Origin of the sequence: Sanguibacter biliveldensis, assembly GCF_033798665.1 — a bacterium.
In the GTDB taxonomy this organism is placed as follows: domain Bacteria; phylum Actinomycetota; class Actinomycetes; order Actinomycetales; family Cellulomonadaceae; genus Sanguibacter; species Sanguibacter inulinus.
The window spans coordinates 3,865,689-3,890,795 of the sequence record NZ_CP138359.1 but is presented as its reverse complement, the minus strand read 5'-3'; the positions used below and the strand labels follow the sequence as shown (position 1 = coordinate 3,890,795).

Sequence of the window (25,107 nt, the reverse complement as noted above, 5' to 3'; positions counted from 1 at the left end):
TGGCTGGCTGGCTGGCTGGCTGGCTGGCTGGCTGGCTGGCTGGCTGGCTGGCTGGCTGGCTGGCTGGCTGGCTGGCTGGCTGGCTGGCTGGCTGGCTGCGCCTACTTCGCGAGGAAGGCGAGCAGCGCCGCGTTGACCTCGTCCGCGTGGGTCCAGAGCAGGCCGTGCGGGGCGCCCTCGACCTCGACGTAGTCGGCCTCGGGGAAGGCCTCGTGGAAGGGGCGCGCGGTCGCGTCGATCGGGAGGATGTTGTCGGCCGTGCCGTGCAGGATCAGCGAGGGCTTGCCGGCCTCGCGGACCGCGGCCACGTCGGCGCGGAAGTCCTCGAGCCAGGCCGGGACGACGGCGTAGGCGGCGACGGGGGCCGAGCCGACGGCGGTGGCCCAGCTGGCGTCGACGGCCTGCTGGCTGATGCGCGAGCCGAGGTTCTCGTCGAGGTTGTAGAAGTCGCCGTAGAACTGTGTGAACCAGGCGAAGCGGTCCGAGCGGGCGGCCTCGGAGATGCCGTCGAAGACCTCCTGCGGGACGCCCGTCGGGTTGTCGTCGCGCTGCACGAGGAAGGGCTCGAGCGAGGCGAGGAAGGCGAGCTTGGCGACGCGCTCGTGGCCGTGGCGGCTGACGTAGCGGGCGAGCTCGCCCGTGCCCATCGAGAAGCCGACGAGGACGACGTCGCGCAGGTCGAGGGTCTCGAGGAGGGTGTCGAGGTCTGCGGCGAAGGTGTCGTAGTCGTACCCGGAGCCGACCTTGCTCGACTGGCCGAAGCCGCGGCGGTCGTAGGTGATGACGCGGTACCCGGCGGCGAGGAGCTCGCGGGTCTGGCGCTCCCAGCTGTGGCCGTCGAGGGGGTAGCCGTGGATGAGCACGACGGGCTGACCGCTGCCCTGGTCTTCGTAGTAGAGCTCGACGTCAGTGGTGTTCTCCTGGCCGACGGTGATGCGTCCCATGGGAAGTCCCTTCCAGATCACGGTGAGAACGGTCGTTCTCGCGCTGTTGCTCACATTAGAGAACGATCGTTCTCCGCGCAAGTAGGATGGGGGCATGACTTCCGACGACCTGAGAGAACGCATCGTCGACGCCGCCGACAGCCTGTACTACGCCAAGGGCTACGCCGCCGTCGGCATGGACGAGCTGCGCTCGGCCGCCGGGGTGTCGTTGCGCAGGCTCTACTCGGTGTTCGCCTCGAAGGACGAGATCGTGCTGGCGGTGCTCGACCGCCGCCACCAGATGTGGGAGGACGGCGTGGCCGAGCGGGTCGGCCGGGTCGAGGACCCGCGTGAGAAGCTCCTCGCCGTCTACGACTACCTCGCCGACTGGTTCTGCGACGACGAGTTCCGCGGCTGCGGCTTCATCAACGCCTTCGGCGAGCTCGGTGGGACGAACCCTGCTGTCGCGCAGGCTGTCCGGGAGCACAAGGCGTCCTTCCAGAGGTTCGTCGCCCGCCTCGTCGAGGCGGCTGGAGCCTCGCCGGCGCTCGCCGCCCAGCTCGCGATCCTCGCCGAGGGTGCGCAGACGACCGCCGCGATCTCGGGGGACCCTGCTGTCGCCGCCCAGGCGCGCGGTGCGGCCGAGGTGCTCGTGGCTGCCGCGGGAGCTGCGGCCGCGGCCTGAGGTGCACCCGGCGATGGGGAGCCTGCACCATCGTCTCGGTGGGCGTGGCTCACCGTCCTCCCCCACGATGGGCAGATGGGACTCTTCACGAAGCTCGGCCGCCGCACCTCCGCACCGCAGGAGTGGGCGCAGCTCTGGGAGCTTCTCGTCCCGCTCGGTGGGCAGACCACCCCGGACGCCGTCGACAGGTGGTCGCGCTGGGCCCGCGCGCTGCCGGCCGAGACGCTGACGGTGGCTGCGGAGCAGCTGGCCGAGGCCTATGCCCTGCTGGACACCGAGCAGCACGGACGGGCCCTCGCTGTCGAGCCCTTCACAGGTCTGGACCGGCCCTTCGCCAGGATGAGGTTCCTCAGGGTGCTCGACCGCGTGATCCTCGCCGGTCCCGACGCCGTGCAGAAGGTGGCCGACGCGCCCGAGCTCGTCCGTGGTTACGACACGGTCCACCTGCTCGACCCGGAGCAGAGCCTCGGCTCGACGGCTCCCGCGCTGATGCACCTGTCCCGCCTGCTCGACGAGGCGAGGGTGCTGGGTGGTCACAGCGCGCCCACCGTCGGAGAGCTGTCCCAGCCCGACGAGAACGAGGCCCTGCGCGCCATGATGCAGCTGGAGCACGGGTCTGCCTCAGGAGGCTGGGTGTCGAGCCGCCGCTGGCCGACCCTCAGGTCCGCCAAGGCGTCCCGGCGGACGAGGTTCTCGATCGAGGACCCGGAGATCGCGTGGATCGACGTGGACGCCTCGATCCTCTGCGAGGACGAGTCGGGAGAGGCACCCGCCGACCACGTGCACGACGAGTCCTGCTGGACCGGTGCGAGCCGTGCAGCGACCCTCGAGGTCTACACGGCGCTCGGCGGGGCGGCCGGTGCGCAGCACGAGCTGTGCCACCGCCAGGTGGGCGTCGAGGTGGTCTCGGCCGAGGACGCGACGGCAGACGGAGGTGCCCCTGACGTCGACGAGTCGCTCCCGATGGTCCTCGTCGAGCTGGTGCTCACCGACGCCGAGCTCGCCGTCGTCGACCCGCCGGCCCGCGTCGCGCTGCTCGTGCGCCGGAGCGCGGAACGGCTCGCCCGGGCGGCGCTGCCGTGGAGCGCGAGCAACCGGACGGCGCTCGTCGGGCTCGCGGCAGGGCAGGCGGTCTGAGGGATCTCTCAGCGGTATGCGGCGGGAGCGCGAGGGCTGCCTGCCCTCGCGACCGTCGCTGCAGGCCAGCCGTCTGACACCCTGTGCGTGGCGTGCCAGCGCAGCGGGGAGTCACCTCAGCGTGACCGCGCACGCCGCACCCGTCTCACGCAAGGGACCAACGTCCAGCATCTGAGCACTTCCAGCAGACCGTTGACAGTGGCGTCCGCCGTGCATACCTTCCAGGACATCGAGGTCCACGGGTTCGACCGTGGGCTCCGCCGCACCGGCGGACTGCTGAGGAGACACACCATGACTGGACGCACACTGGGCACGGCGCAGCCGCAACCCGGGCTGTCCCTGTCCTGTTGTCCGGTCTCCGGTGCGCCGCTCACCTGTCGCCGCTGAGCTGAGCGTCACCCCGCGGGCCTGACCCGCGCCGCCGTCACCCTCGGTCCCACGCACGACCTGCGTGGCACCCGGAGCACCGCGAGCCTCGCTCGCCGCCCGGCCTGACGGCCCCCTCGACCTCTGGTCCACGACCAGTCGTCCTCCCGGCCCTGCGCCTGCCTGAGCAGCCGCACACCCGGACCTGCGTCCCGACCCCTCACGCCCGACCACGGCGCGTGGTCGGACGCACCCTCTCGCCGCACCGCACCCGGTGCGCCCCGCCCACCTCGCCGTGCTGCCGACGTCTCGCGACGCCCGGCGCGGGTGCAGGTCTGGCAGCGGAGCGCCCACCACCGTCACGAAGGACTCTTCGACATGCCCTCCAGCACAGACCGCTCGACCGACCGGACCCTCCACCTCGCCGTCGACCTCACCGACGCCGGCGCCCACCCGGCAGCCTGGCGGACCCTCGGCTCGCAGGCTCGGCAGCTCTTCGACGCCGAGCGCCTGCAGGACCTCGTCACGACGGCGCAGCGCGGGACCGTCGACCTCGTGCTCTTCGACGACGCCTTCTCGCTCCAGCCTGGTCACCGCGGCGGCGTCCAGGGACGTCTCGACGCCGCCCTCGTCGCAGCCCGCCTCGCCCCGCGCTCGGCCGGCATCGGTCTCGTGCCGACGGTGACGACCACGCACACCGAGCCGTTCCACGTGTCGAAGGCGCTCGCGACCATCGACCACGCGAGCCACGGCCGCGCCGGCTGGCAGGTCGCGGTGTCGACGGGCACCGAAGACGCCGCGCACGTCGGGCGCCGCCCGGCCCCCGACCTCGACGCCGCCTGGGCCGAGGCCGGCGAGGCCATCGACGTGGTGTCCCGCCTCTGGGACAGCTGGGAGGACGACGCCGAGATCCGCGACACCGCGACGGGGCGCTTCGTCGACCGCGACAAGCTGCACTACGTGGACCACGACGGCGTGCACTTCGCCGTGAAGGGCCCGTCCATCACGCCCCGACCGCCGCAGGGGCACCCCGTCGTGGTGGTGCGCGGGGACAGCGACGCCGCCCTCGCGGTCGCCGCCGAGCACGCCGACGTCGTGCGGGTCCGGGCGACGACCCTCGAGCAGGCCCGCGGCCTCCGCGAGCAGGTCCGCGCTGCCGCCGCCGACCACGGCCGTGACCCCGACGACGTGATCGTGCTCGTCGACCTCTACGCCGTCATCGGCCCGGACCGGGCGAGCGCCCAGGCACGCCTCGACCTGCTCGAGGGCCTGGCCGGGGTCTCGTGGGACACCGACTCGTACACGCACGTCGGCACCGACCGCGACCTCGCCGCGACGGCCGAGGAGTGGCTGCTCGCGGGGGCGACCGACGGCTTCACGGTCCGGCCCTCGTCGCTGCAGACCGACCTCGTGGCCCTGGTCGACGGAGTGGTCCCGCTGCTGCGCCGCGCAGGGATCTACAAGAGCGAGTACTCGGGCAGCACGCTGCGCGACAGCCTCGGTCTGGCCCGCCCGGCCAACCGCTACGCCGCCGCGATCGCCTGAGAGGACGAGGAACCATGACCACGACACCCGCGCCCCGCCCCGACGGCCGCCCCCGCAAGCAGATCCACCTCGGCGCGCACTTCCCCGGCGTCAACAACACGACGGTGTGGAGCGACCCGCGCTCGCGGAGCCACATCGACTTCGAGTCTTTCGAGTACCTCGCACGGCGCGCCGAGGCGGCACGCTTCGACTTCTTCTTCCTCGCCGAGGGCCTGCGGCTCCGTGAGCACAAGGGCCGCATCCACGACCTCGACGTCGTCGGCCGCCCGGACACGCTCCCCGTCCTCGCCTCGCTCGCGGCGGTCACCGACCGTCTCGGTCTTGCCGGGACGATCAACACGACCTTCAACGAGCCCTACGAGCTCGCCCGGCAGTTCGCCACCCTCGACCTGCTCTCGGGCGGCCGGGCGGCCTGGAACCTCGTGACGAGCTCGGACGCCTTCACAGGGGCGAACTTCCGCCGCGGCGGGTTCCTCGACTACTCCGAGCGCTACGAGCGTGCCGCAGAGATCGTCGACGTCGCCCGCCAGCTGTGGGACTCCTGGTCCGACGACGCGATCGACGCCGACCCCGAGAGCGGGGCCTTCCTGCGCGAGGGCGCGGTCCAGCGCGTCGACCACGACGGCAAGCACTTCGACGTGCACGGCACCTTCACCACGCCGCGCGGCCCGCAGGGGCACCCTGTGCTGTTCCAGGCCGGGGACTCGGGGGAGGGCCGCGAGTTCGCCGCCGCGACGGCCGACGTCGTCTTCTCCCTGCACGGCACCTTCGAGGACGGTCAGGTGTTCTACCGCGACGTCAAGGACCGCCTCGCCGCCTACGGGCGCACCGAGGACTCCCTCAAGATCCTGCCTGCGACGACTGTCGTCCTCGGCGACACCGCAGAAGACGCTGCCGAGGAGGCCGCGCTCATCCGCCGCCAGCAGGTGTCCGGGCAGACCGCGATCGCGTACCTCGAGCAGGTGTGGGGCCGTGACCTCACGGCCTACGACCCCGAGGGGCCCCTGCCCGACGTCGAGCCCGACGTCGACAACGCCTCGCTGACCCGTGGCAAGGTCCGGCACGTCAAGGACCCCGGGCCCGTCGTGGCCGCGTGGCGCGAGAAGGCCGCCGCGAAGGGCTGGTCGATCCGGGACCTCGTGATCGAGGTGACCACCCGCAACCAGTTCGTCGGGACCGCTCAGCAGGTCGCGGACGACATCGACCGCTACGTGCAGGAAGACGCCTCGGACGGCTTCATCCTCGTCCCGCACCTCACGCCCGAGGGCCTCGACCCGTTCTTCGACACCGTCGTGCCGCTGCTCCAGGAGCGCGGGTCCTTCCGCACCGAGTACGAGGGCACGACGCTGCGCGAGCACCTCGGCCTCGAGCTCCCCGGTGTCGGCGGCACGCAGGCAGCAGATCTCGAAGGGGCACGCGCATGACCACGACCGACGAGCGCACGACGACGGCTGCGACCACGGACGAGCAGAGCCCCGAGGCTGCCTGGGCTGCGTGGCACGCGGAGCGCGAGCAGGGCCTCACGGGCGAGCACGGCTGGTTGACGCTCGTCGCCCTCAGGTTCCTCTCGGGCACACCGCAGAGCATCCCCGGGCTGCCCGGTGAGTGGTGGGCAGACGCCGACGGCGCCCATGTCCGGGCGACCGCCGACGAGGGCCTGCTGGCCTGGGACACCCGGACCGGGCGCGAGGCCAGCCAGACGCCTCTCGACGGGCAGCACACCGTCGTCGTGCCGGAGGCGGGCTCGACTCTCGCGGCCCTCGGCGCCGACGGGGTCGCGGCCGAGGTCGCGCTGCGCACAGGGCGCTACCTCGTCAGGGTCCGTGACCCGAAGGCGCCGGCACGCACAGGGTTCACGGGTGTGCCGACCTACGCCTACGACCCGTCCTGGGTCCTCGACGCACCGGTCCGCTGGTTCGACGAGCCCCGCCCGACCCTCGTCCGGGCCGCCCAGCCAGGCCTGCGCCACCACGTCCGCGTGGTCGGGGAGGTCGACGTGGTCCGTGACGGGCAGTCGGCCACCCTCGCGGTGACCGGGCAGCAGGCCGGCACAGGGTCGGTGCTCTTCTCCGACACGACGCAGGACACCGCCGAGTGGCGCGTCGTCTCGCTCCCTCCCGTGGACGAGGCAGCCGGTGGCCGCGCTGCTGCTGACCGTGCTGCTCCTGGCCACGCTGCCGACGGACTGCCCAGCACGGTGCGGCTCGACCTCAACCGGGCGATCAACTTCCCTGCGGCCTTCTCCGACTACGGCACGTGCCCGCGCCCTGTCGACAGCAACCACCTCTCGTTCCCCGTGACCGCCGGAGAGAAGGCCCCCCGATGAGCACCGCGACCCGCCGCACCCCCGGCGTGAGCCCGGGCGACGAGCTCGACGTCCGCGAGGTCCACCTCGACGACCCGCTCGTGCGGCCCCTGCTCGAAGACCTCGCGCACGAGTACGCCACCCGGTACAGCGACCACCTGACCGAGGACGAGCTGCTCCGTGAGATGTCGGAGTACCCGGCCGAGGACTTCGCAGCCCCGCACGGTCGCCTGCTCCTCGTGCTCGCGGCAGGTGTCCCTGTCGCAGGTGGTGCTTACCGTCGCCGGACCGAGCCCGAGCTCGGCGACCTCGCGCGCAGCGCCCACCCCGAGTCGGCCCGCACCGAGGACGGCAGCCCTGCGGTCCCGACGGCCGAGCTCAAGCGGATCTGGACGCACAACGCGCACCGCCGTCGCGGCCTCGCCCGCCTCGTGCTCACCGAGCTCGAGCGGCGCGCCGGCCAGAACGGCTACGAGCGCATCTACCTGACGACCGGACCTCGCCAGCCCGAGGCCGCAGGCCTCTACCTCTCGGCCGGCTACGCGCCGCTCTACGACCCGACGGTCCAGGCGGAGCGGCCCGGCCCGCTCGCCTTCGAGAAGTGGCTCTGTCCGAGGTGACCTCACGCGCACCGGCGGTCGACGCACCCGCCCCCGGGTCACCCGGGAACCCCGCACACCCGAAGGTCAGCCATGAGCTCAGCACTCTCCACACCGCCCTCGACGGGTAGGCCGGCGAACCCCGCCGCGCCGCCCGGCCTCACCGAGAGCACGACCAGCACAGCCAGCACGACCAGCAAGGCCCCCGCGGCACCCACGTCGCCCTCGGCACCCTCGGCCTCTTCGGCACTGCCGCGGGCCACCCGGGCCGAGCTCGAGTCGCTGCGCGTCGTCGGTGCCCGGCACCCCTGGCGCTGGGTCGCGACAGCGGGCGTGGCCGTCCTCCTCGCGATGGTCGTCAGCTCCCTCGTGACGAACCAGCGCTGGGAGTGGTCGGTCGTCTTCCAGTACCTCACCTGGCCCTCGATCCTCTCCGGCCTGTGGGGCACGCTGCGCCTCACCTTCGTCGCGGCGATCATCGGCTTCGGTCTGGGCACCGTGCTCGCCCTCATGCGGCTCTCGCGCTCGCCGCTGCTGCGCGCGGTGTCGTGGGCCTACACCTGGGTGTTCCGCTCGGTGCCGCTGATCCTCCAGCTGCTGCTCTGGTACAACCTCGCGTACCTGTACCCGAGCCTCACGCTGGGCATCCCCTTCGGGCCGTCCTTCGCGGAGTTCGGCACCCTCGACGTCATCAACAAGTTCGGCGCGGCGATCCTCGGTCTCGGGCTCTCGCAGGCGGCGTACTCGGCGGAGATCGTCCGGGCCGGGATCCTCAGCGTCGACCAGGGCCAGCACGAGGCCGCCGCAGCGCTCGGCATCCCGCGGGCTCGGCAGTCGACCCGCATCGTGCTGCCGCAGGCGATGCGGACCATCGTGCCGACCTCGGTCAACGAGATCATCGGCCTCGTCAAGGGCACGTCGGTCGTCTACGTCCTGGCCTACGGCGAGCTCTTCTACACCGTCGGTGTCATCTACGGACGCAACCAGCGGGTCGTCCCGCTGCTCATGGTCGCGGCGATCTGGTACGTCATCATCACCACGGTCATCACCGTCATCCAGTTCTACGTGGAACGTCACTACGCCAAGGGCGCCGTCCGGACGCTCCCGCCGACCCCGCTCCAGGTCGCCCGGTGGACCGTGCTGCGCACGTGGGCCCGTCTCACAGGCCGCCCTGCGCACCCGTCCCTGCCGCCGGCCTTCGCCGTGCGGACCGGCAACGGACGGGGGCACCTCACCCGCACAGGCCGTCCGAGCGCTGCACAGCCGAGCACCTCGCAGCCGAGCACCGCACGGCCGAGCACCGCACGCACCGAGGGAGGTGCCGCATGAGCACCACGACAGGCACCCGCGGCCTCCTCGAGGTCCACGGCGTCCACAAGAGCTACGGCACCCTCGAGGTCCTCCACGACGTCGACCTCACCGTCCAGCCGGGTGAGGTCACCGTGATCCTCGGCCCGTCGGGCTCGGGCAAGTCGACGCTCCTGCGCGTGGTCAACCACCTGGAGAAGGTCGACAGGGGCTTCGTCGCCCTCGACGGCGACCTCATCGGGTACTCGCGCAGCGGCGACACGCTCCGCGAGCTCAAGGAGAAGGCCGTCCTCGCCCAGCGCACCCAGATCGGCTTCGTCTTCCAGAGCTTCAACCTCTTCCCGCACCTGACCGTCCTCGAGAACGTCGTCGAGGCGCCGGTGAGCGCGCAGGGCCGCAAGCGGTCCGAGGTCGAGGTCGAGGCACGCGAGCTGCTGGCCCGGGTCGGGCTCGCCGACAAGGCCGACGCCCGCCCGCGCCAGCTCTCGGGCGGTCAGCAGCAGCGCGTGGCGATCGCCCGGGCGCTGGCCACCAAGCCGCGGCTGCTGCTCTTCGACGAGCCGACGTCGGCCCTCGACCCCGAGCTCGTCGGCGAGGTCCTCGACGTCATCAAGGCCCTCGCGCACGACGGTACGACCCTCGTGGTCGTCACCCACGAGATCGGCTTCGCCCGGGAGGTCGCGGACACCGTCGTGTTCATGGACTCCGGGCGCATCGTCGAGCAGGGCCCCGCGGCGCAGGTGATCGACGACCCGCAGCACCCCCGCACGAAGGCGTTCCTCGACAAGGTCCTCTGAGGCCGACGGTCCTCGCGGCTGTCGGGCCCTCGGGACCGAGCGGCCCCTCGGGACCACCCGGCGCGCGGCTGCTCGGCCACCGGTCCGGCACGTCGCCGACCCGTCACGTCGCCGACCCGTCACGTCGCCGATCAGCACGACGCCCACCAGCACACCGCACGACAGTCTCCCGCGCAGCCGACCGGCCGGCGCGGCCCCGCTCGTACCCTCTCGCCCCCCGCGAGACCACCCGGAAGGTCCACCTCATGTCCCGTCCCACCACCCGCAACCTCGTCGGCAGCCGTCCCCGCAGCCCCCGCAGCCGTGCCGCTGCAGCGCTGCTCGTGCTTCCCCTCGTCGCGGCCCTGGCAGCGTGCTCCTCGAGCAACGCCGAAGAGCCCGGTGGGAACCAGCTCGCCGCCGACGCGGAGGCTGCCGGCCTCACCGTCAACACGACGCCGGACCAGGACCGCATCACCACGACCGAGTCGGCCGAGGCGATCGCCCTCCTCCCCGACGCGTACAAGGACGTCGACACCCTCACGGTGTCGGTGAGCGCCTACGTCGCGCCGCTGGCCTTCCTGGCCGACGACGAGAAGACGCCGATCGGCAACGAGACCGACATCGCGTACCTCATCGGCGACGCGCTCGGCAAGGACATCCAGCTCGAGGTCAAGGCCTGGGCGGACTGGCCCCTCGCCCTCCAGTCGGGGGACATCGACGCGACGATCTCCAACGTCACGGTCACCGAGGAGCGCAAGGAGCTCTTCGACTTCTCGTCCTACCGCGTCGACCAGCTCGGCTGGCTCGTGCAGGCCGACAACGAGGAGATCACGTCGATCGACGAGGCTGCGGACGTCGCCGGGCTCACCGTCGCGGTCGGCTCGGGCACCAACCAGGAGAAGATCTTGCTCGCCTGGGACGAGGCCAACCAGGCCGAGGGTCTCGAGCCCGTGAACATCGAGTACTTCGAGAACGACGGCGACACGACCCTGGCGCTCCAGTCCGGGCGGATCGACGCGACCTTCGGCCCGAACGCCACCTCGGCGTACAAGGCGGCCGTCGCCCCGCAGGACTTCAAGGTGGTCGGCACCGTCAACGGCGGCTGGCCCGAGACCGCGCAGATCGCTGCCGCGACCCTCAAGGGCAACGACCTCGCCCCGGCGATCACCGCCGCGATCAACCACGCGATCGAGGACGGGTCCTACGACAAGGTCCTCGAGCGCTGGGGCCTGACCGAAGAGGCCGTCACCGAGTCCGAGACGAACCCGGCAGGTCTGCCGAAGTCCTGACCCGCCGGCGCGAGCCCGAGCACCCCGGAGCCTGAACGCCCGGGAGCGACCGCGGCTCGTCGGCAGGCCACCCCGCCCGGAACGGGCCGGGACACCCGCCTCAGCGGCGTCCCGGTCCGCACCTGACGACACAGCGCAGCGCCTCACCCAGCACCGCACCGCACGCACCATGCACGCACCGCACGCACCACGCACGCACCACGCACGCACCAGGAGAGCCACCATGAGCCGCGTCCCCCTCTCGATCCTCGACCTCGCACCCGTCTCGTCCGGCTCGACCGGCGCGCAGACCCTCCGGGACTCGGTCGCGCTCGCCGAGCGGGCCGACGCGCTCGGCTACACCCGCTACTGGTTCGCCGAGCACCACCTCTCCGCTGGGGTCGCGTCGTCGTCGCCGGCGGTCCTCGCCGCGCTGGTCGCAGGGCGCACCCAGCACCTGCGCGTGGGCACGGGTGCGGTGCTGCTGAGCACCACGAGCCCGCTCGTGGCCGCCGAGCAGCTCGCGACGGTCGCCGCGCTGCACCCGGGCCGGGTGGACCTCGGCGTGGGGCGTGCCTTCACGCCGCCGACGAAGCCGGCTGCCGCCTCGGACGCGGCCGAGGCGTCTGAGAGCGCAGCCCCTCCGGCTCGTCCTGCTCGCAAGCCCGCCGCCCCGGCGCGTGACGTCGACGGCCTGCACGTCCCGTCCGCCCCGCCGATCGACTACACGGACTCTGCGCTGCGCGAGCGGCTGCTCGGCCAGCAGCGTGTGGTCTCGGCCAACCGTCAGCCCGCGCCGTTCCGTGACGAGCTCGAGGTCGTCCTCGGACTGCAGGCCGGGACCTACACCGACGCCGACGGCGTGCCCCACGTGAGCGCGCCCGTCGAGGGCACCGACGCCGAGCTCTGGGTGCTCGCCTCGAGCGGCGGGGAGTCCGCTGAGGTGGCCGGCGCGCTCGGTCTGCCGCTCGTCGCGAACTACCACGTGAGCCCCGCGACGATCCTCGAGACCGTCGCGTCGTACAGGGCGGCCTTCGTCCCAGGGGTCCTCGACGAGCCCTACGTCGTGGTGTCGGCCGACGTCCTCGTCGCCGAGACCGAGGCGCAGGCCGAGCTCGCCGGAGCCCCCTTCGCCGAGTGGGTGCTGTCCATCCGGACAGGTCTCGCGGGGGCGATCGCCTACCCGAGGCCCGAAGACGCGCTCGCCCGTGAGTGGACCGAGGCCGAGCGTGCGCTCGTCCTCGACCGGACGGCGACCCGGTTCGTCGGGTCGCCGGAGCAGGTCGTCGCGCGGCTCGAGGTGCTCCAGCGCGTGACTGGGGCCGACGAGATCCTCACGACGACCATCGCCTTCGACCCGGCTGACAGGGTGCGCTCGGCCGAGCTGCTCGCGCAGGCGTGGGGGCTCGAGGCGCCGGCGGCGGCCGCGGGTGCGGCGGGGTCTGAGCCGGCGGCTGCGGCTACGGTCACCGGTGGCGCCGCGGCAGCGCACGACACCGACGAGCGTGCGCACGACAAGCCCGCGCACGCCGAGGACGTCCCGGTGGGCGACACCTTCGGGCAGGTCGCCACGCACCTCGTGGGGTCAGGGGCGCACTCGTGACGGCGGTCGACGAGCAGGCCTCGCGCCCTGTCACCACAGCGCCGCGCTACGCCGCCCACGCGCCGCGCGACGCCGCGCCCGTCACCGTCCGGCTCGTCGAGCCCTCCGAGCACGACGCCGTCGCCGCGCTCCTCGTCGACGCCTACACGAGCGACTACGACATCTCGGGGGAGTACCGGGCCAGCCTGTCGGCCGTCGCCGAGCGGGCCGCCGAGCACGAGGTGTGGGTGGCCGTCGGCGCCGACGGCCAGCTGCTCGGGACTGTCGCGACACCGCGCGCGGGGCGGCTCATCTCCGAGCTCGCCCGTGACGGCGAGCTCGACTTCAGGCTCTTGGGTGTCTCTCCGGCGGCCCGCGGGCGTGGGGTCGGCGAGACGCTCACACGGCACGTCCTCGACCTCGCGCGGGAGCGTGGCGCGAGCCGGGTCGTCATGAACTCCGGACCGCAGATGATCTCCGCGCACAGGCTCTACCACCGGCTCGGCTTCGCCAGGTCCCACGAGCGGGAGACGCGCGTCCTCGACGACGGCACCCGCCTCTTCGCCTTCGTGCTCGAGCTCTCCGCCCCGGCGGTGCCCGGCGTGCCGGGCGGACCCTGTGCACCCGGCGCGAGCCCGGTCCCCGCAGCACCAGCGCACCACCTGTCCACCCATCCCCGCACAGCAAAGGCCTGACACCATGCCCGTCGAGTTCCTCGGCATCGCGACCACGTCCGACGCCTCCGAGACCACCGAGCGCACCACGGCGTCCTTCGACAAGGACTACCTGCTGCGCATCGTCCGTGCGCACGAAGACAACGACTGGACGCGGGTGCTGTTCGCCTACGGCTCGAGCGGCCCGGAGCCCTCGGTCCTCGCGTCGTACGTCGCCGCGCACCTCGACACCGTCGAGCTGCTGCTGGCGCACCGCCCGAACGTCTCGTACCCGACCTTCGCCGCGAAGAGCTTCGCGACCCTCGACCAGCTGTCGCAGGGACGCCTGTCGGTCCACTTCATCACCGGTGGCAACGACCACGAGCAGCAGCGGGAGGGGGACACGCTCACCAAGGACGAGCGCTACGCCCGCACCCAGGAGTACATCCAGATCGTCAAGAAGGCCTGGACGAGCGCCGAGCCCTTCGACCACGAGGGCACGTACTACCAGCTGGCCGACTTCGTCGCGGAGATCAAGCCCTACGAGGGCCGAGTGCCGACCATCTCCTTCGGCGGGTCCTCCGCAGCCGCGTTCCAGGTGGGCGCGGCCGAGGCCGACATCTACGCCGTGTGGGGCGAGCCCCTCGCGAGCACCTCCGAGCAGATCGAGACCGTGCACGCCGCGGCCGCCGCGGCAGGTCGGGTCACGCCGCCGCGCATCCACGCGGCCTTCCGGCCGATCATCGCGCCGACCGAGGCGCTCGCCTGGGAGAAGGCCGACCAGGTCCTCGGGCGCATCGAGGCCCGCAAGGCCGCTGCCGGCGGGTCGATCAGCCGGCGTCACCCGCTGACGAAGCCCGAGAACGCGGGGTCCCAGCGACTCCTCGAGATCGCCGCACGCGGTGACCGCCACGACTCCGTGCTGTGGACTGCCCCGGCCAAGGCCACCGGCGGTGCGGGCAACTCCAACGCCCTCGTCGGGACGCCCGAGCAGGTCGCCGAGGCGCTGCTCGCCTACTACGACCTCGGGGTCCGGATCATCTCGGCGCGCGGCTACGACCTGCTGCACGACGCTGCGGACTTCGGCCGCTACGTCATCCCGCTCGTGCGCGAGGGCGTCGCCCAGCGCGACGCCGAGCTGGCGCGCGAGTCCTCGGACGAGGCCGACGCCGAGCGCCGGGCGGCAGCGCACTCGGCGCTCGCCCGCCAGGACGCGATCGCTGCAGCTGCCGAGGCTGTCGCCTGATGCGCTTCCAGGTCCTCGACATCGTCTTCAACCCACCGCACCCGGTCACGGGGGAGGTGGTCGCCCCGGCCGACCGCCTCAACCGGGTGGTCGACACGGCTGTCCTCGCGGAAGAGCTCGGCCTCGACTCCTTCTCCGTGGGGGAGCGGCACGCGGGCGAGGTGCTGTCCTCGTCACCGACGGTGATCCTCGGGGCGATCGCGGCGCGCACGTCACGGATCCTGCTGAGCACCGGTGTCACGGTGCTCTCGCTCCTCGACCCGGTCCGGGTCGCCGAGGACTACGCGACGATCGACCAGCTGAGCCGGGGCCGCTTCGAGATGGTCATCGGCAAGGGCAACGAGGCGGCGCAGTACCCCGTGCTCGGCCTCGACATCAGCAAGCAGTACGAGTACCTGCAGGAGAACTACGAGCTGCTGCGCCAGCTGATCTCGGGCGAAGAGGTCACGTGGTCGGGGACGCACCACGTCCCCCTCGACAAGATCACCACGCTGCCGCGGCCCTTCGCCGGGCCCTTCCGCATCTGGCACGGGTCGGCGACCTCGGCCTTCGCCGTGGACCTCGCCGCCCGGTGGGGCGACCCGATCGTGTCGGCGAACGCCTTCCAGCCGCGCGAGGCCTACAAGGTGCTCATCGACCGCTACCGCGAGCAGTACGCCGAGCACGGGCACGACCCGGCCAAGGCGTACGTCGGCTCAGGTTCCGGCGGGTTGTTCCTCGCGGACACCACCGAGCAGGCCGTCGAGCAGTACAGGCCGATCTACGAGGGGGCCGTGGCGCGCGCCGACGCGCGCGGCTACGACCCGAAGGCCGTCGGCAAGGTGACGGCCTTCCGGACCGTCGAGGAGGCCGTCGAGCGCGGCCCGGCGCTCGTCGGCTCGCCCGAGCGGGTCGTCGAGAAGATCCTCGACTACCACCAGAGCTACGGCCACGACCTCCAGTCGGTGTCGGTCAACCACCTCCTCGACGTCGAGCAGCAGCACGACGTGCTGCGCCGCTTCGCCGAGGAGGTCGTGCCGCAGGTCCGCGCCGAGGTGAAGACCGACCTGTGGACCGAGGCCGACACCGGGCGCGCCACGGGGTTCACTGCAGTCTGAGGACCTGGCACCAGGTCCGTCCGCGCACCAGAGGAGCACGAGCATGACCGAGCAGGTCGAGACCGTCGTCGTCGGCGGCGGGGTGATGGGGTCGGCCGCCGCCTGGGCCCTCGCCTCGGCAGGCCGTGAGGTGCTGCTCCTCGAGCGCTTCGAGCCCGGGCACGTGCGCGGCGCCTCGCACGGGGCGTCGCGCATCTACCGGACCACCTACGCGGAACCGGAGTACCTCGACCTGGCGCAGGAGGCGCTGGGCCACTGGCGCTCGCTCGAGGCCGACGCCGGGGTCGAGCTCCTGACGCTCACGGGTGGGGTGAGCGGAGGAGCGGGCGACGCGCGCCGCGAGGAGATCGCCGAGGCCTTCGTCGCGCGCGGCGTGCCGCACGAGTGGCTCTCGGCCGAGGCTGCGGGCGAGCGCTGGCCCGGGCTGCGCTTCGACGGGCGGGTGCTCCACGAGACCGAGACCGCCGGGCGGGTGCACGCCGACCGCGCGGTCGAGGCCTTCCAGGCTGTGGCACAGGCGCGCGGGGCTCAGGTCCGGCACTCGACGGCTGTGCTCGGCATGGACGAGGTCCCCGGTGGTGTCCGGGTGCGGACCGAGCAGGGCGACGTCCTCGCACAGCGGGTCGTCGTCGCGGTCGGTGCGTGGAGCGCCGGACTCGTCGCTCCGCTGCTCGGCGGTGCCTCGGGTCCGCTCGGCCCGGGTGGTCTCCCGCTCGTGGTCACCCAGGAGCAGCCTGCGCACTTCGCGCTGCGCGCCGGTGCGCCCGACGAGCTGACGTGGCCGAGCTTCACGAACGACCCCGGGCCGTCCTTCGTCGGGCCCGCCCGACGCTGGCCGAGCGGGACGTACGGTCTTGCGACCCCCGGCGAGGGCATCAAGGTCGGCTTCCACGGCGTCGGTCCACGCACCGACCCGGACCACCGGACGTTCCAGCCCGAGCAAGGGCAGCTCGACCAGCTGCTCGACTACGTGGCGGAGTGGGTCCCGGGTGTCGACCCGACGACAGCCGTCCCGATCTCGTGCACGTACACGACGACCCCCGACCACGACTTCGTGCTCGACAGGGTCGGCCGCGTGGTCGTCGCCGCAGGGTTCTCCGGTCACGGCTTCAAGTTCGCGCCGTCCCTCGGCAGGGTCCTGCGCGACCTCGCGACCGAAGACGTCGACGGACCTGTCGGTGCGGTCGCCGAGCGTTTCAGGCTGGGCCGCTTCGCGGGGGCCGCGCGGGGCTGACGGGTGTCAGCCTCCCAGGCCGGCAGCGTCCGCGTCGTCGTAGCGCTCGCGGGCCTGCTCGATCTCCGGCAGGTGCTCGGTGGTCCAGGCGAGCAGGGCGTCGATCGGCTCGCGGAAGGTCTTGCCGAGGGGCGTGATGCTGTACTGCACGGCGACCGGGCGGGTGCCGAGGACCTCGCGGGCGACGACGCCGTTGCGCTCGAGCCTGCGCAGGGTCGCGGTGAGCGACTTCTGCGTCACGGCGGGGATCGCCCGGCGGAGCTCGTTGAACCGCGACGGTCTGTCGCAGAGCTCGGCGAGCACCTGGAGGGACCAGGTGTCGAGGACCTGGGCGATGAGGTCTCGGTGCGCGGGGCCGACCGCGGGGTGGTCGTGGTCCGCGTGGGGCTGCGTGGGCGGATTGCCAGGCCGCCCGGTTGGCTGCGGCGAGACGGTCGGCGTGCTGGTCATGGTGTCGATCTCCCGGTGCGGTGGTCTCCGGCGCGATACCTGGTCTCGTTGAAGCGCTCTCCGGAGACCAGGTATCTCTTGGGCACCTGATAGTCCCACCTCTGAGGAGACCCACATGACCGTCCAGCTGCTGAGCCCCGAGGGCATGCCCCAGCCCGTCCCGTACCACCACGTCGCGATCGGCACCGGCACCCGTCAGGTGCACGTGTCCGGGCAGATCTCCCGCGGGCCCGACGGGACGCCGCTCGCCGCCGACGACCTCGCCGGGCAGGTCGCGCAGGCCCTGCGCAACACCGCGACTGGCCTGGCGGGCGCGGGTGCGACCTTCCGCGACGTCGTCCGGCTGACCTTCTACGTCACGCACTGGGCGCCCGAGAAGATCGACGCGTTCATGGCGGGCGTCGAGAGCGTCGCCGCCGAGCTCGACCTCCCGACGCCGATGCCGCCGGCGTCGCTCATCGGGGTGGAGTACCTCTTCATGCCCGACGTGCTCGTCGAGGTGGAGGCGACGGCTGTGCTCGACTGAGCGTCGGTCGGGGTCGGCGCCGTGCCCCCTCAGCCGCCGACCTTCGAGGCGATCACGCCGATGACCGCCGCACCCCACATGGTCACCATCGAGATGAAGCCGACCACCTGGGCGACCTCCATCAGTCGTGGGGTCGGCGCGTCACCGGGGTTGACGAGACCGAAGACGCCGGTCGTGGTCGAGTACGTCGGACGCATCGGCACGTGGAACTGCCGGACGTCGAAGTCGGTGAGCGCGGGCGCGGGCTCGCCGCGAAGCGCGGCCTGTTCACGGCGGCGCCGGAGCCGGCCCACCTGCACGGCGTACCAGGCGAGGGTGCCGTACTGGGTGATGAAGCTCAGGCCCCACCCGAGGAAGGCCACGCCGATCACCGGCCCGGCGTCGTCGGTCGCCCGGATCAGCGCGACGCCGATCGCGACCAGCGCGGCGCCGGCCAGGAGGGCGAAGGGGATGGCCCACCATGAGCCCGAGCGGTCGTCCCTGTAGGGCGACGGCGACCGCACCGGGCGGAGCATCTCGACCAGGTGGTCCCGGTGCGACGGGGTCGCCGTCTCCTTCTCGTCCCATGTCGCCATCGGTCTGCGCCTCCTCGGTCGGGTCCTGGGTTCCACCAGCTGTCAGGCTCATCGTCGACCAGCCCGTGCCTCGCCGCCAGGGCTGGTGATGGGGAGAGGTGCACCGACCTGTCTGCGCCAGCTGTGCACAAGGGTGACCATGCTCCGATATCAGCAGTGTCGACAGAGGACAAGGGGCATAAGCCCTTTTAAGACTCAATAGAAGGAACTACGTTTTAAGAACTAAAGTCTTGGATCGGTCACCTCCCAGGAGGTGCAGGGGACCGCGATCATCGTGGATCGCAACGGCGGAGCCAGGCGATGTGCTGTGCACACGCCAGACATCCCGTCGACGCTGGGTGCCGACCATCAGCGTCTTCTCAGCAGGGCTCGCGTGATGGCTCCCTCGAGGTCGGAGGGCAACCGTCTACGAGCGCAGACCACCACCGAAGTGAGGGATCCACATGGCACGAAAGCTCGTAGCAGCGGCGGCGACAGGACTCTTGGTCACGGCGGGGCTCTTTGTCCCAGCCTCGACCGCAACGGCGTCCACGGCATGCAGCGGCTCGTCCATCACCATCAACAAGCCGTCCGGGGCTGAAGCTGCATCCACAGCCAGCGGCCATGGTCACGTCACCGGGAACCACTACATCCGGAGCACGACGATCTCGGCCGGAAAGGTGATCTACACCTGGTGGGCCGACAACAGCGGAGGGTCCAACGGCGACACGTGGGACACGTTCTACTCCACGAAGACGTGCTGAAGGGACGTCCCAGCCGTCGAGGTCTGATGGTGGCGGCCGCTGCGGCCGTCACCATCGGTGTCTTCGGGGCTTGCGGGGTTGCCCCAGATGCAGAGTCCCCCGAGGCGACGCCTGGGCGGCTGGTGGAGATCTCCGAGGTGGCCAGAGAGGACTGCCTCGTCGTCGGACCGCTGGTCGACGGGCAGGTGACCGTGGTCGACTGTGGCGCTGACGACGCTGTGCCTGTCGTGGGACTCGCGGCGGTGGGCGACGACGCTCCCGACATCGCTCCTGCTGCTGCGATCCTCAACGGGTTTGCGCAGTCGGCATGCCAGCCGTCCTTCGACGCCTACGCCATCGAGGTGGACGAGCCGTTGACGGGCAAGAACCTCATCTCTGTGATCGACGAGGCCACATGGTCAGGGGTCGGGACGACGGTCCTGTGTGCCGTGGGAGAGCCCGAGTGACGTCAGCCCGGCCGGCGCTGTCGCTGGACGGCGTCACCGTCTCGCGCGGGCGACGGACGCTCGTGCGGGACGTGTCCTTCTCGATGGGGCCCGGTCTGGTGCACGCGTTGCTCGGCCACAACGGCGCTGGCAAGACCACGCTGTTCCGCGCCGTCTCGGGCCTGGTGCCCACTCGATCTGGACGTATCGTCACGAGAGGTGAGCCGTCGGTGCTCTTCGTCGGCTCGCGCTTCCCTGCCGAGCTACGGGTGCGCGATCTGATGGCCTACCGCGGGCGCCTGGTGTTCGCGTCCCGGAGAGACATGGCCCGGGCACGAGAGGTCACCGGGATCGGCGCGTTCGAGGCCGCGCGCTGCGGCGAACTCTCCACGGGCATGGCGCAGCGGCTGGCTCTGGCCGTCGCGCTGCTCGGGGGCGCGCGTGTCCTCCTCCTCGACGAACCCACCACAGGGTTGGACCCCCAGGCCATCGACAGCCTGCTCGACCTGCTGCGGACGTTGCGGGACGACGGGTGCACAGTCGTCCTGTGCTCTCACGACCTCGCCCAGCTGGAGCTCGTGTGCGACACCGTGACGTGCCTGCGGCACGGCCGGCTGACCGTGACAGGCGCCGTCGGCGACGTGGCCGCGCGAGTCCCGAGAGCTGGGCACGTGGTGCGCACCTCCGATGACGGAGCCGCCTACCGCGCGCTGCGGGAGGCGCGGATGGATGCCACCCTGACGTCCCGCGGTGTACGCGTGGCCGGTCCTGACCCTCTCGAGGCGGTGTGGACGGTGGTGGCGCGCCACGCGGTCGTCCACGAGATCACTGTCGACCGCGCTCTGTTCGACCGCATCTTCGACGAGTTCGCCTCGTCTGGCACCGAGGTCGCCGACGAGAGGACGCTCTCGTGAGAGCCCTGGCATCCCTCCTGCTCCATCGCAGGGTGGTCGGCGTCCAGCTGTGGTTGTGCGGCCTGGTCGTCTGCGCACTGCCGGTCTTGAGATGGTCGACGAGCTCACGAGACCTCGACAGTGCGCTCAGGGCTGCACAGGCGCAGGTCGACGTGATGCAGCCTGTGATCGGCGAAGAGTTCGACCTCGCGGCGGCTTTCGTCGAGCCTCGATACCTGGCTGCTGCGGAGCTGCCCTTCGACCTCGCTGCCCTGACGGTCGGTCTCGCGCTGGTGTGCCTGCTCGCTGGCGCGGTCCTGTGCGGAGGCGACTGGCGGACCCGTTCCGTCCATGTCACCTGGCCATCAGCGCGCCGACGGGGAGAGTCCGCGGTCCGGGCGGTCGTCGTGTGGACCGGGTGGTGTGCGGTCGTCGCTGTCGTGGTGCTCGTCGTCGCTGCAGTGTCGCTCCTCGGGGTCGCGTACCTGCGAGGTTCGGCCGACGGGGTGGCGCTGACGGGTGTGCTGCTCGTCGTCGTGCGCGGGGTGCTCGTGGTTGCCGGTGCTGCGTCGATCGGTGCTGCCGCAGGGGTCGTGGCCCGGTCAGAGGTCGTCGTGATCCTGGGCGTTCTCGTCTATGTGGTGCTCGGAGAGCTCGTCGCTCCTGCGGTGTGGGCGGCTGACGGCTTCCGGAGCGGTGTGACGAGGCTCGTCGGGCTGGTCGTCTCTGAGGCCGAGGGGTCGCGAGGGATGGCGCTCGAGTGCCTCGCGCCCAGGTGCCCAGATCTCGTCGCCCCTGGGGGCGGGGCTGCGGCAGCCTATGTCGCCGGTGCGGGAGTGGTGGTGCTCGTCATCGTGCTCGCCGGGGCGGCGGCCCGTCGTCCAGTCTGGAGATGAGCCGTGAGCAGGGAGTGCCGGCGGCGGGCACCGTGCCGGACGGCTGAGTGTGTGCCGTCCTAGAGGTCAGCGGTACCCGTCCCACACCGGCGACGGGAAGAGGACCTGCTCGAACCGGGCCCAGCCCTCCTCCATGCTCACGGCCGGGGAGCGGAACGACCGCAGCTGGACGCCGTCCATCGCCTCGATGGCCATCTCGACGAGACCTCGGGCGTCCTCCCAGGGGCCGACCTCGGGCGGCAGGCGCCAGGTGGTGCGGGAGTAGAGCTCCCAGGTGGCGTCAGGTCGGACGTCGAAGTACCCGTGCGCGGGGTGCTCGGGGGAGATCGCCTCGGCGCCGAGCACCATGTACAGACGGACGAGCTGCGGCTCGGCGGCGTTTTTGCGCACGAGGAAGCGGCAGTACCCGGGGAAGGACGCGCCGTCGGGGTGCGTCGCGGCAGGGTCGCCGCTCGCGATGTACGCCTCGGGGTCGAACCTGCGGTCGTAGCGCTGCTCGACGATGAGCTGCAGCAGGCCCTCTTTGGTCCCGACGTAGTGCAGCAGGCCGGCCTGGCTGATGCCCACGGCGTTCGCGACGTCCTGGAGCGAGAGCCCGTAGAACCCGTGCTGGCTGACGAGGCGGGTCGACTCTTCGAGGATCTGCGCGGTGCGGGCCTCGCGCGTGAGGCGGACGCGACGCCTCGGCGCGCCGTCCGTGGTGGTTCCGGTCATCCCCGCACCGTACCGCCTGGTCCGCGACGGCCCACGGAGGCGGCTGTTGACTTTCTTACCGCGCGGTCGTAATTTGCTCCTATCTACCGATCACTCGGTAGTGGTGAGCCTCCCCCGGGAGGCCCGCGTCTCAAGGCTGAGCCGCACGACTCCCATGACCAAAGAAGGTTCACATGGACACCCGCACCCCCCTCGCCGACGAGGGCTCGACCCCGACCCCCCAGGCCACCGACCTCGCCCCCGACACCGGCGCGCCCTTCACCCGCGCGCTCACCCTGAGGTTCGGTGCCGGGTTCTTCGCCTTCGGCCTGCTGTGGATCGTCGGTCTCCAGATCGTCGCCGCCGTCCTGCTGCCCCAGCGGCTGCTCGACATCGGTGTCGAGTCGCCCGAGGCCTTGCTCGGGACCATCAGTGCCGTGACCGCCGTCGTGTCCCTGGTGTCGAACCTGCTGTTCGGCAACCTCTCGGACAGGTCCCGCGGCCGCTTCGGCCGCCGCGCGCCGTGGATCCTCGTCGGAGGGCTGGTCGGTGGTGTCTCGCTCACCCTCATCGGCGTGCTCACCAGCCCGGCGCTCATCATGGTCGCGTACTGCGTGTCCATGGTCGGGCTCAACATGATGCTCGCGCCCGCGGTCGCTGTCCTCGCCGACAGGGTGCCCATGCGCGTGCGCGGCACGATGTCCGCCTTCTACGGGGGCGGGCTCGCCGCCGGCGCGCCGCTCGGCAGTCTCGTCGGTGCCGCCTTCATCACCGGCGCCCTCCCCGGCTTCGTCCTCGGCGGGGCCCTCATGGCCGGCTCGGCTGTCGTCGCGCTCGCCGTCTGGCCCCGTGAGAGGTCCGCGGTCGACCTGCCACCTGCGGCCGGTGGCTTCCGCGAGCTGCTGCGCTCGTTCCGACCGCCGCGCAACGCCCCAGACTTCTACCTGGCCTTCGCCGGGCGCCTCTTCATGCTGGTCAGCTATCAGATGATCATGGCGTACCAGCTCTACATCGTCCGCGACCACGTCGGGCAGACCACCGCCGAGTCCGCCAAGACCATCGCGACGATGTCGGTGATCCTCCTCGTCGTCTCGCTCGTCGGCTCTGTCGCGGCCGGTCCGGTCTCCGACCTCATCGGACGTCGCAAGCTGCCTGTCGTGGTGTCGAGCCTGCTGTTCGCCGTGGGCATCGCGATGCCGTGGATCTGGCCGACGCCGACGGGCATGTTCCTCTTCGCGGCGATCGCCGGCTTCGGCTACGGCGTGTACACCTCGGTCGACCAGGCCCTCAACGTCGATGTGCTCCCCGACGAGGAGCAGGCAGGCAAAGACCTCGGCATCCTCAACCTCTCGACCACCGCCGGGCAGACCGTCGGGCCGCTCGTGACCTCCGCCCTCGTCGTGTCGACAGGCGGCTACGGGCTCGTGTTCCCGGTGGCCATCGTGGCTGCGCTGCTCGGCGCCTTCTTCATCACGCGGATCAAGTCCGTGAAGTGATCCGCCCCTCTGCCTGGCCCTGCGCTGGTCCGCGAGCCAGACAGACCCTCGCCCTGAATCTGACACCCGACCCGACCCAGACACCCAACCCGAGGAGACTCTCGTGACGACGACGTGGACCACGTCCACCCAGGACGCCCAGTGGACCGAGCGGGGCGCCCCCACGCCAGGTGCGTCCGCGGCTCGCGGGCTCACGCTCACCGGGACGCGCGGCCAGACGCTGCGCGGCTTCGGCGGCACCTTCAACGAGCTCGGTCACCGCGCCATCTCCGCGCTGTCCGAGGACGACCAGGAGACGATCTACCGGGAGCTCTTCAGCCCGGACGAGCTCAACTTCCGGGTGAACAGGTCCGCCGTCGGCGCGAACGACTTCGCGGCGTCCTGGTACTCCTACGACGAGACCCCGGGCGACTACGCGCTCGAGCACTTCTCGGTCGAGCGCGACGAAGACCACGTGATCCCGTTCATCCGGCAGGCCCAGCGCTTCCAGGACGACATGGTGCTGCACTGCTCGCCGTGGAGCCCGCCGACGTGGATGAAGAACCCGCCGGCCTACAACTTCGGCACCCTCGTCATGACGCAGGAGAACCTCGACGCCTACGCGCAGTACTTCGTGAGGTTCGTGCAGGCCTACGCTGAGCGCGGCATCACCGTGAGCCAGGTGCACGTGCAGAACGAGGTGTTCGCCGACCAGAAGTTCCCGTCCTGCGTGTGGACGTCGGAGCAGCTGCGGATCTTCGTCCGCGACCACCTGGGCCCGGCCTTCGAGGCCGCGGGGCTCACGGCGAAGATCTTCCTCGGGACCCTCAACGGCCCCGAAGACATGAAGTTCACGGCGACAGGCCAGGCGCTCACCAACTACGCGCGCTTCGTGGACAACATCCTCTTCGACGACGAGGCCCGCAAGCACATCGCCGGGATCGGCTACCAGTGGGCGGGCCAGCACGCTGTCGCCCGCACGCACGACGCGTGGCCCGAGCTCGAGATCATGCAGACCGAGTCGGAGTGCGGTTTCGGGGCGAACAACTGGGAGGAGGCCGAGTACGTCTTCCACCTGGTCCGCCACTACCTCCAGCACGGGGCGACCGGCTACACCTACTGGAACATGGCCCTCGAGCCTGGTGGTCTGAGCACCTGGGGCTGGCCGCAGAACTCGCTCATCACCGTGGACACCCAGGCGCGCACCTTCACGCGCAACCCCGAGTACTACGTGCTCAAGCACTACTCCTCGGCCGTGCGCCCGGGAGCGGTGCCGCTCGGTGTGACGGGTCGGTTCAGCGCGCAGGGGTCGGCCTACGAGAACCCGGACGGGTCGATCGTGGTCGTCGTGCAGAACGCGCTCGACCGCGACGAGGAGTTCGCCTTCACGGTGCCGGGGGAGGAGGCGAAGAGCTTCCACACGACCCTCGAGGCGAGGTCGCTGAACACCTTCGTGATCCCGGCATAGCCGGGCCCGGCCTCCTCCTCCTCCTCCACTGCCGCTGCCGCTGCCGCTGCCGGCATCCTGCCGAGATCGTGACTTCGGAGCGAGATCGTGACCTAGAAAGGTCGCGCTCGCTCCGAAGTCACGATCTCGCTGTCTCGCTGTCTCGCTGTCTCGCTGTCTCGCTGTCTCGCTGTCTCGCTGTCTCGCTGTCTCGCTGGGCCTGCTGCCTGGGTCGACAGGTCAGCAGGACCGAACCG

The 25,107-nt window shown here is 71.5% G+C and carries 25 protein-coding genes; 21 read left to right on the top strand and 4 right to left on the bottom strand.

Going from position 1 to position 25,107, the window contains the following annotated elements; genetic code table 11:
* Positions 1-101: 101 nt before the first annotated feature.
* Positions 102-944 (bottom strand): alpha/beta fold hydrolase, encoded by an 843-nt coding sequence (locus SANBI_RS16905; protein ID WP_179913905.1) that lies wholly within the window; start codon positions 942-944, stop codon positions 102-104.
* Between the two features lie 94 nt (positions 945-1,038).
* Between SANBI_RS16905 and SANBI_RS16900 the strand changes: the two genes are divergently transcribed.
* The 14 genes from SANBI_RS16900 (at position 1,039) to SANBI_RS16835 (ending at position 16,727) form a co-directional block, all read left to right on the top strand.
* Entirely contained in the window at positions 1,039-1,608 is a 570-nt protein-coding gene (locus tag SANBI_RS16900) for a TetR/AcrR family transcriptional regulator (RefSeq protein ID WP_319157140.1), read from the top strand.
* A gap of 75 nt (positions 1,609-1,683) precedes the next feature.
* Positions 1,684-2,745 carry a hypothetical protein gene (locus SANBI_RS16895; RefSeq protein WP_319157138.1) on the top strand — a complete coding sequence of 354 codons (1,062 nt, stop codon included), beginning with the start codon at positions 1,684-1,686 and terminating at the stop codon, positions 2,743-2,745.
* Positions 2,746-3,489: 744 nt separating this feature from the next.
* Positions 3,490-4,656 (top strand): LLM class flavin-dependent oxidoreductase, encoded by a 1,167-nt coding sequence (locus SANBI_RS16890; protein WP_319157136.1) that lies wholly within the window; start codon positions 3,490-3,492, stop codon positions 4,654-4,656.
* Positions 4,657-4,670: 14 nt separating this feature from the next.
* Entirely contained in the window at positions 4,671-6,080 is a 1,410-nt protein-coding gene (locus SANBI_RS16885; protein WP_319157133.1) for an NtaA/DmoA family FMN-dependent monooxygenase, read from the top strand.
* Positions 6,077-6,982 (top strand): DUF1684 domain-containing protein, encoded by a 906-nt coding sequence (locus SANBI_RS16880; protein ID WP_319157131.1) that lies wholly within the window; start codon positions 6,077-6,079, stop codon positions 6,980-6,982. Before SANBI_RS16885 ends, SANBI_RS16880 begins: the two co-directional genes overlap by 4 nt.
* Positions 6,979-7,581 (top strand): GNAT family N-acetyltransferase, encoded by a 603-nt coding sequence (locus SANBI_RS16875; RefSeq protein WP_319157128.1) that lies wholly within the window; start codon positions 6,979-6,981, stop codon positions 7,579-7,581. The genes SANBI_RS16880 and SANBI_RS16875 overlap by 4 nt, the downstream gene beginning before the upstream one ends.
* Before the next feature lie 72 nt (positions 7,582-7,653).
* Complete coding sequence (locus SANBI_RS16870; protein WP_319157125.1) at positions 7,654-8,889, top strand: amino acid ABC transporter permease; 1,236 nt, start codon at positions 7,654-7,656, stop codon at positions 8,887-8,889.
* Positions 8,886-9,665, top strand: a complete 780-nt coding sequence (locus SANBI_RS16865) for an amino acid ABC transporter ATP-binding protein (RefSeq protein WP_056127473.1) — start codon at positions 8,886-8,888, stop codon at positions 9,663-9,665. Before SANBI_RS16870 ends, SANBI_RS16865 begins: the two co-directional genes overlap by 4 nt.
* 245 nt (positions 9,666-9,910) lie before the next feature.
* Complete coding sequence (locus SANBI_RS16860) at positions 9,911-10,936, top strand: ABC transporter substrate-binding protein (RefSeq protein WP_056127475.1); 1,026 nt, start codon at positions 9,911-9,913, stop codon at positions 10,934-10,936.
* Between the two features lie 223 nt (positions 10,937-11,159).
* Entirely contained in the window at positions 11,160-12,518 is a 1,359-nt protein-coding gene (locus SANBI_RS16855) for an LLM class flavin-dependent oxidoreductase (protein WP_319157119.1), read from the top strand.
* A complete protein-coding gene (locus SANBI_RS16850) occupies positions 12,515-13,192 on the top strand; it encodes a GNAT family N-acetyltransferase (protein WP_319157116.1) in 678 nt (225 codons plus the stop codon). The genes SANBI_RS16855 and SANBI_RS16850 overlap by 4 nt, the downstream gene beginning before the upstream one ends.
* Positions 13,193-13,196: 4 nt before the next feature.
* Entirely contained in the window at positions 13,197-14,396 is a 1,200-nt protein-coding gene (locus SANBI_RS16845) for an LLM class flavin-dependent oxidoreductase (RefSeq protein ID WP_319157114.1), read from the top strand.
* Positions 14,396-15,493 (top strand): LLM class flavin-dependent oxidoreductase, encoded by a 1,098-nt coding sequence (locus SANBI_RS16840; RefSeq protein ID WP_319157112.1) that lies wholly within the window; start codon positions 14,396-14,398, stop codon positions 15,491-15,493. The genes SANBI_RS16845 and SANBI_RS16840 overlap by 1 nt, the downstream gene beginning before the upstream one ends.
* A 43-nt stretch (positions 15,494-15,536) precedes the next feature.
* Positions 15,537-16,727 carry an FAD-dependent oxidoreductase gene (locus tag SANBI_RS16835; RefSeq protein ID WP_319157109.1) on the top strand — a complete coding sequence of 397 codons (1,191 nt, stop codon included), beginning with the start codon at positions 15,537-15,539 and terminating at the stop codon, positions 16,725-16,727.
* 6 nt (positions 16,728-16,733) lie between these two features.
* On the opposite strand, the gene SANBI_RS16830 is transcribed toward SANBI_RS16835, so the two are convergent.
* Complete coding sequence (locus tag SANBI_RS16830; protein WP_319157107.1) at positions 16,734-17,177, bottom strand: winged helix-turn-helix transcriptional regulator; 444 nt, start codon at positions 17,175-17,177, stop codon at positions 16,734-16,736.
* A 115-nt stretch (positions 17,178-17,292) separates the two neighbouring features.
* On the opposite strand from SANBI_RS16830, the gene SANBI_RS16825 reads away from it, so the two are divergent.
* Positions 17,293-17,703 carry a RidA family protein gene (locus SANBI_RS16825; protein ID WP_319157105.1) on the top strand — a complete coding sequence of 137 codons (411 nt, stop codon included), beginning with the start codon at positions 17,293-17,295 and terminating at the stop codon, positions 17,701-17,703.
* 29 nt (positions 17,704-17,732) lie between these two features.
* Here the strand turns inward: SANBI_RS16825 and SANBI_RS16820 are convergent, their stop codons facing one another.
* Positions 17,733-18,278 carry a hypothetical protein gene (locus SANBI_RS16820; protein ID WP_319157103.1) on the bottom strand — a complete coding sequence of 182 codons (546 nt, stop codon included), beginning with the start codon at positions 18,276-18,278 and terminating at the stop codon, positions 17,733-17,735.
* Between the two features lie 443 nt (positions 18,279-18,721).
* On the opposite strand from SANBI_RS16820, the gene SANBI_RS16815 reads away from it, so the two are divergent.
* From SANBI_RS16815 to SANBI_RS16800, 4 genes are read left to right on the top strand one after another with little or no spacing between them, the layout of a single operon-like run.
* Complete coding sequence (locus tag SANBI_RS16815) at positions 18,722-19,021, top strand: hypothetical protein (protein WP_200945441.1); 300 nt, start codon at positions 18,722-18,724, stop codon at positions 19,019-19,021.
* 26 nt (positions 19,022-19,047) lie between these two features.
* Positions 19,048-19,467: a hypothetical protein gene (locus SANBI_RS16810; protein WP_056127498.1), complete on the top strand. Its 420-nt coding sequence runs from the start codon at positions 19,048-19,050 to the stop codon at positions 19,465-19,467.
* The gene (locus tag SANBI_RS16805; RefSeq protein ID WP_319157097.1) at positions 19,464-20,360 is read left to right on the top strand and encodes an ABC transporter ATP-binding protein; all 897 of its coding nucleotides are present in this window, start codon (positions 19,464-19,466) and stop codon (positions 20,358-20,360) included. The genes SANBI_RS16810 and SANBI_RS16805 overlap by 4 nt, the downstream gene beginning before the upstream one ends.
* Positions 20,357-21,235, top strand: a complete 879-nt coding sequence (locus SANBI_RS16800) for a hypothetical protein (protein WP_319157095.1) — start codon at positions 20,357-20,359, stop codon at positions 21,233-21,235. Before SANBI_RS16805 ends, SANBI_RS16800 begins: the two co-directional genes overlap by 4 nt.
* 66 nt (positions 21,236-21,301) lie before the next feature.
* On the opposite strand, the gene SANBI_RS16795 is transcribed toward SANBI_RS16800, so the two are convergent.
* On the bottom strand, positions 21,302-21,949 hold the full coding sequence (locus SANBI_RS16795; protein WP_319157093.1) for a TetR/AcrR family transcriptional regulator: 648 nt from the start codon (positions 21,947-21,949) through the stop codon (positions 21,302-21,304).
* A 173-nt stretch (positions 21,950-22,122) separates the two neighbouring features.
* Here SANBI_RS16795 and SANBI_RS16790 point away from each other — a divergent pair, with 173 nt between their 5' ends.
* Positions 22,123-23,424, top strand: coding sequence for an MFS transporter (locus tag SANBI_RS16790; RefSeq protein WP_319157091.1), 1,302 nt, complete (start codon positions 22,123-22,125; stop codon positions 23,422-23,424).
* A 103-nt stretch (positions 23,425-23,527) separates the two neighbouring features.
* Positions 23,528-24,871 carry a glycoside hydrolase family 30 protein gene (locus SANBI_RS16785; protein WP_319157089.1) on the top strand — a complete coding sequence of 448 codons (1,344 nt, stop codon included), beginning with the start codon at positions 23,528-23,530 and terminating at the stop codon, positions 24,869-24,871.
* Positions 24,872-25,107: the final 236 nt, after the last annotated feature.

Coding starts and splice junctions, on each gene's coding strand:
- SANBI_RS16905 (WP_179913905.1), bottom strand. CDS start 944: ATGGGACGCATCACCGTCGGCCAGGAGAACACCACTGACGTCGAGCTC.
- SANBI_RS16900 (WP_319157140.1), top strand. CDS start 1,039: ATGACTTCCGACGACCTGAGAGAACGCATCGTCGACGCCGCCGACAGC.
- SANBI_RS16895 (WP_319157138.1), top strand. CDS start 1,684: ATGGGACTCTTCACGAAGCTCGGCCGCCGCACCTCCGCACCGCAGGAG.
- SANBI_RS16890 (WP_319157136.1), top strand. CDS start 3,490: ATGCCCTCCAGCACAGACCGCTCGACCGACCGGACCCTCCACCTCGCC.
- SANBI_RS16885 (WP_319157133.1), top strand. CDS start 4,671: ATGACCACGACACCCGCGCCCCGCCCCGACGGCCGCCCCCGCAAGCAG.
- SANBI_RS16880 (WP_319157131.1), top strand. CDS start 6,077: ATGACCACGACCGACGAGCGCACGACGACGGCTGCGACCACGGACGAG.
- SANBI_RS16875 (WP_319157128.1), top strand. CDS start 6,979: ATGAGCACCGCGACCCGCCGCACCCCCGGCGTGAGCCCGGGCGACGAG.
- SANBI_RS16870 (WP_319157125.1), top strand. CDS start 7,654: ATGAGCTCAGCACTCTCCACACCGCCCTCGACGGGTAGGCCGGCGAAC.
- SANBI_RS16865 (WP_056127473.1), top strand. CDS start 8,886: ATGAGCACCACGACAGGCACCCGCGGCCTCCTCGAGGTCCACGGCGTC.
- SANBI_RS16860 (WP_056127475.1), top strand. CDS start 9,911: ATGTCCCGTCCCACCACCCGCAACCTCGTCGGCAGCCGTCCCCGCAGC.
- SANBI_RS16855 (WP_319157119.1), top strand. CDS start 11,160: ATGAGCCGCGTCCCCCTCTCGATCCTCGACCTCGCACCCGTCTCGTCC.
- SANBI_RS16845 (WP_319157114.1), top strand. CDS start 13,197: ATGCCCGTCGAGTTCCTCGGCATCGCGACCACGTCCGACGCCTCCGAG.
- SANBI_RS16840 (WP_319157112.1), top strand. CDS start 14,396: ATGCGCTTCCAGGTCCTCGACATCGTCTTCAACCCACCGCACCCGGTC.
- SANBI_RS16835 (WP_319157109.1), top strand. CDS start 15,537: ATGACCGAGCAGGTCGAGACCGTCGTCGTCGGCGGCGGGGTGATGGGG.
- SANBI_RS16830 (WP_319157107.1), bottom strand. CDS start 17,177: ATGACCAGCACGCCGACCGTCTCGCCGCAGCCAACCGGGCGGCCTGGC.
- SANBI_RS16825 (WP_319157105.1), top strand. CDS start 17,293: ATGACCGTCCAGCTGCTGAGCCCCGAGGGCATGCCCCAGCCCGTCCCG.
- SANBI_RS16820 (WP_319157103.1), bottom strand. CDS start 18,278: ATGGCGACATGGGACGAGAAGGAGACGGCGACCCCGTCGCACCGGGAC.
- SANBI_RS16815 (WP_200945441.1), top strand. CDS start 18,722: ATGGCACGAAAGCTCGTAGCAGCGGCGGCGACAGGACTCTTGGTCACG.
- SANBI_RS16810 (WP_056127498.1), top strand. CDS start 19,048: ATGGTGGCGGCCGCTGCGGCCGTCACCATCGGTGTCTTCGGGGCTTGC.
- SANBI_RS16795 (WP_319157093.1), bottom strand. CDS start 21,949: ATGACCGGAACCACCACGGACGGCGCGCCGAGGCGTCGCGTCCGCCTC.
- SANBI_RS16790 (WP_319157091.1), top strand. CDS start 22,123: ATGGACACCCGCACCCCCCTCGCCGACGAGGGCTCGACCCCGACCCCC.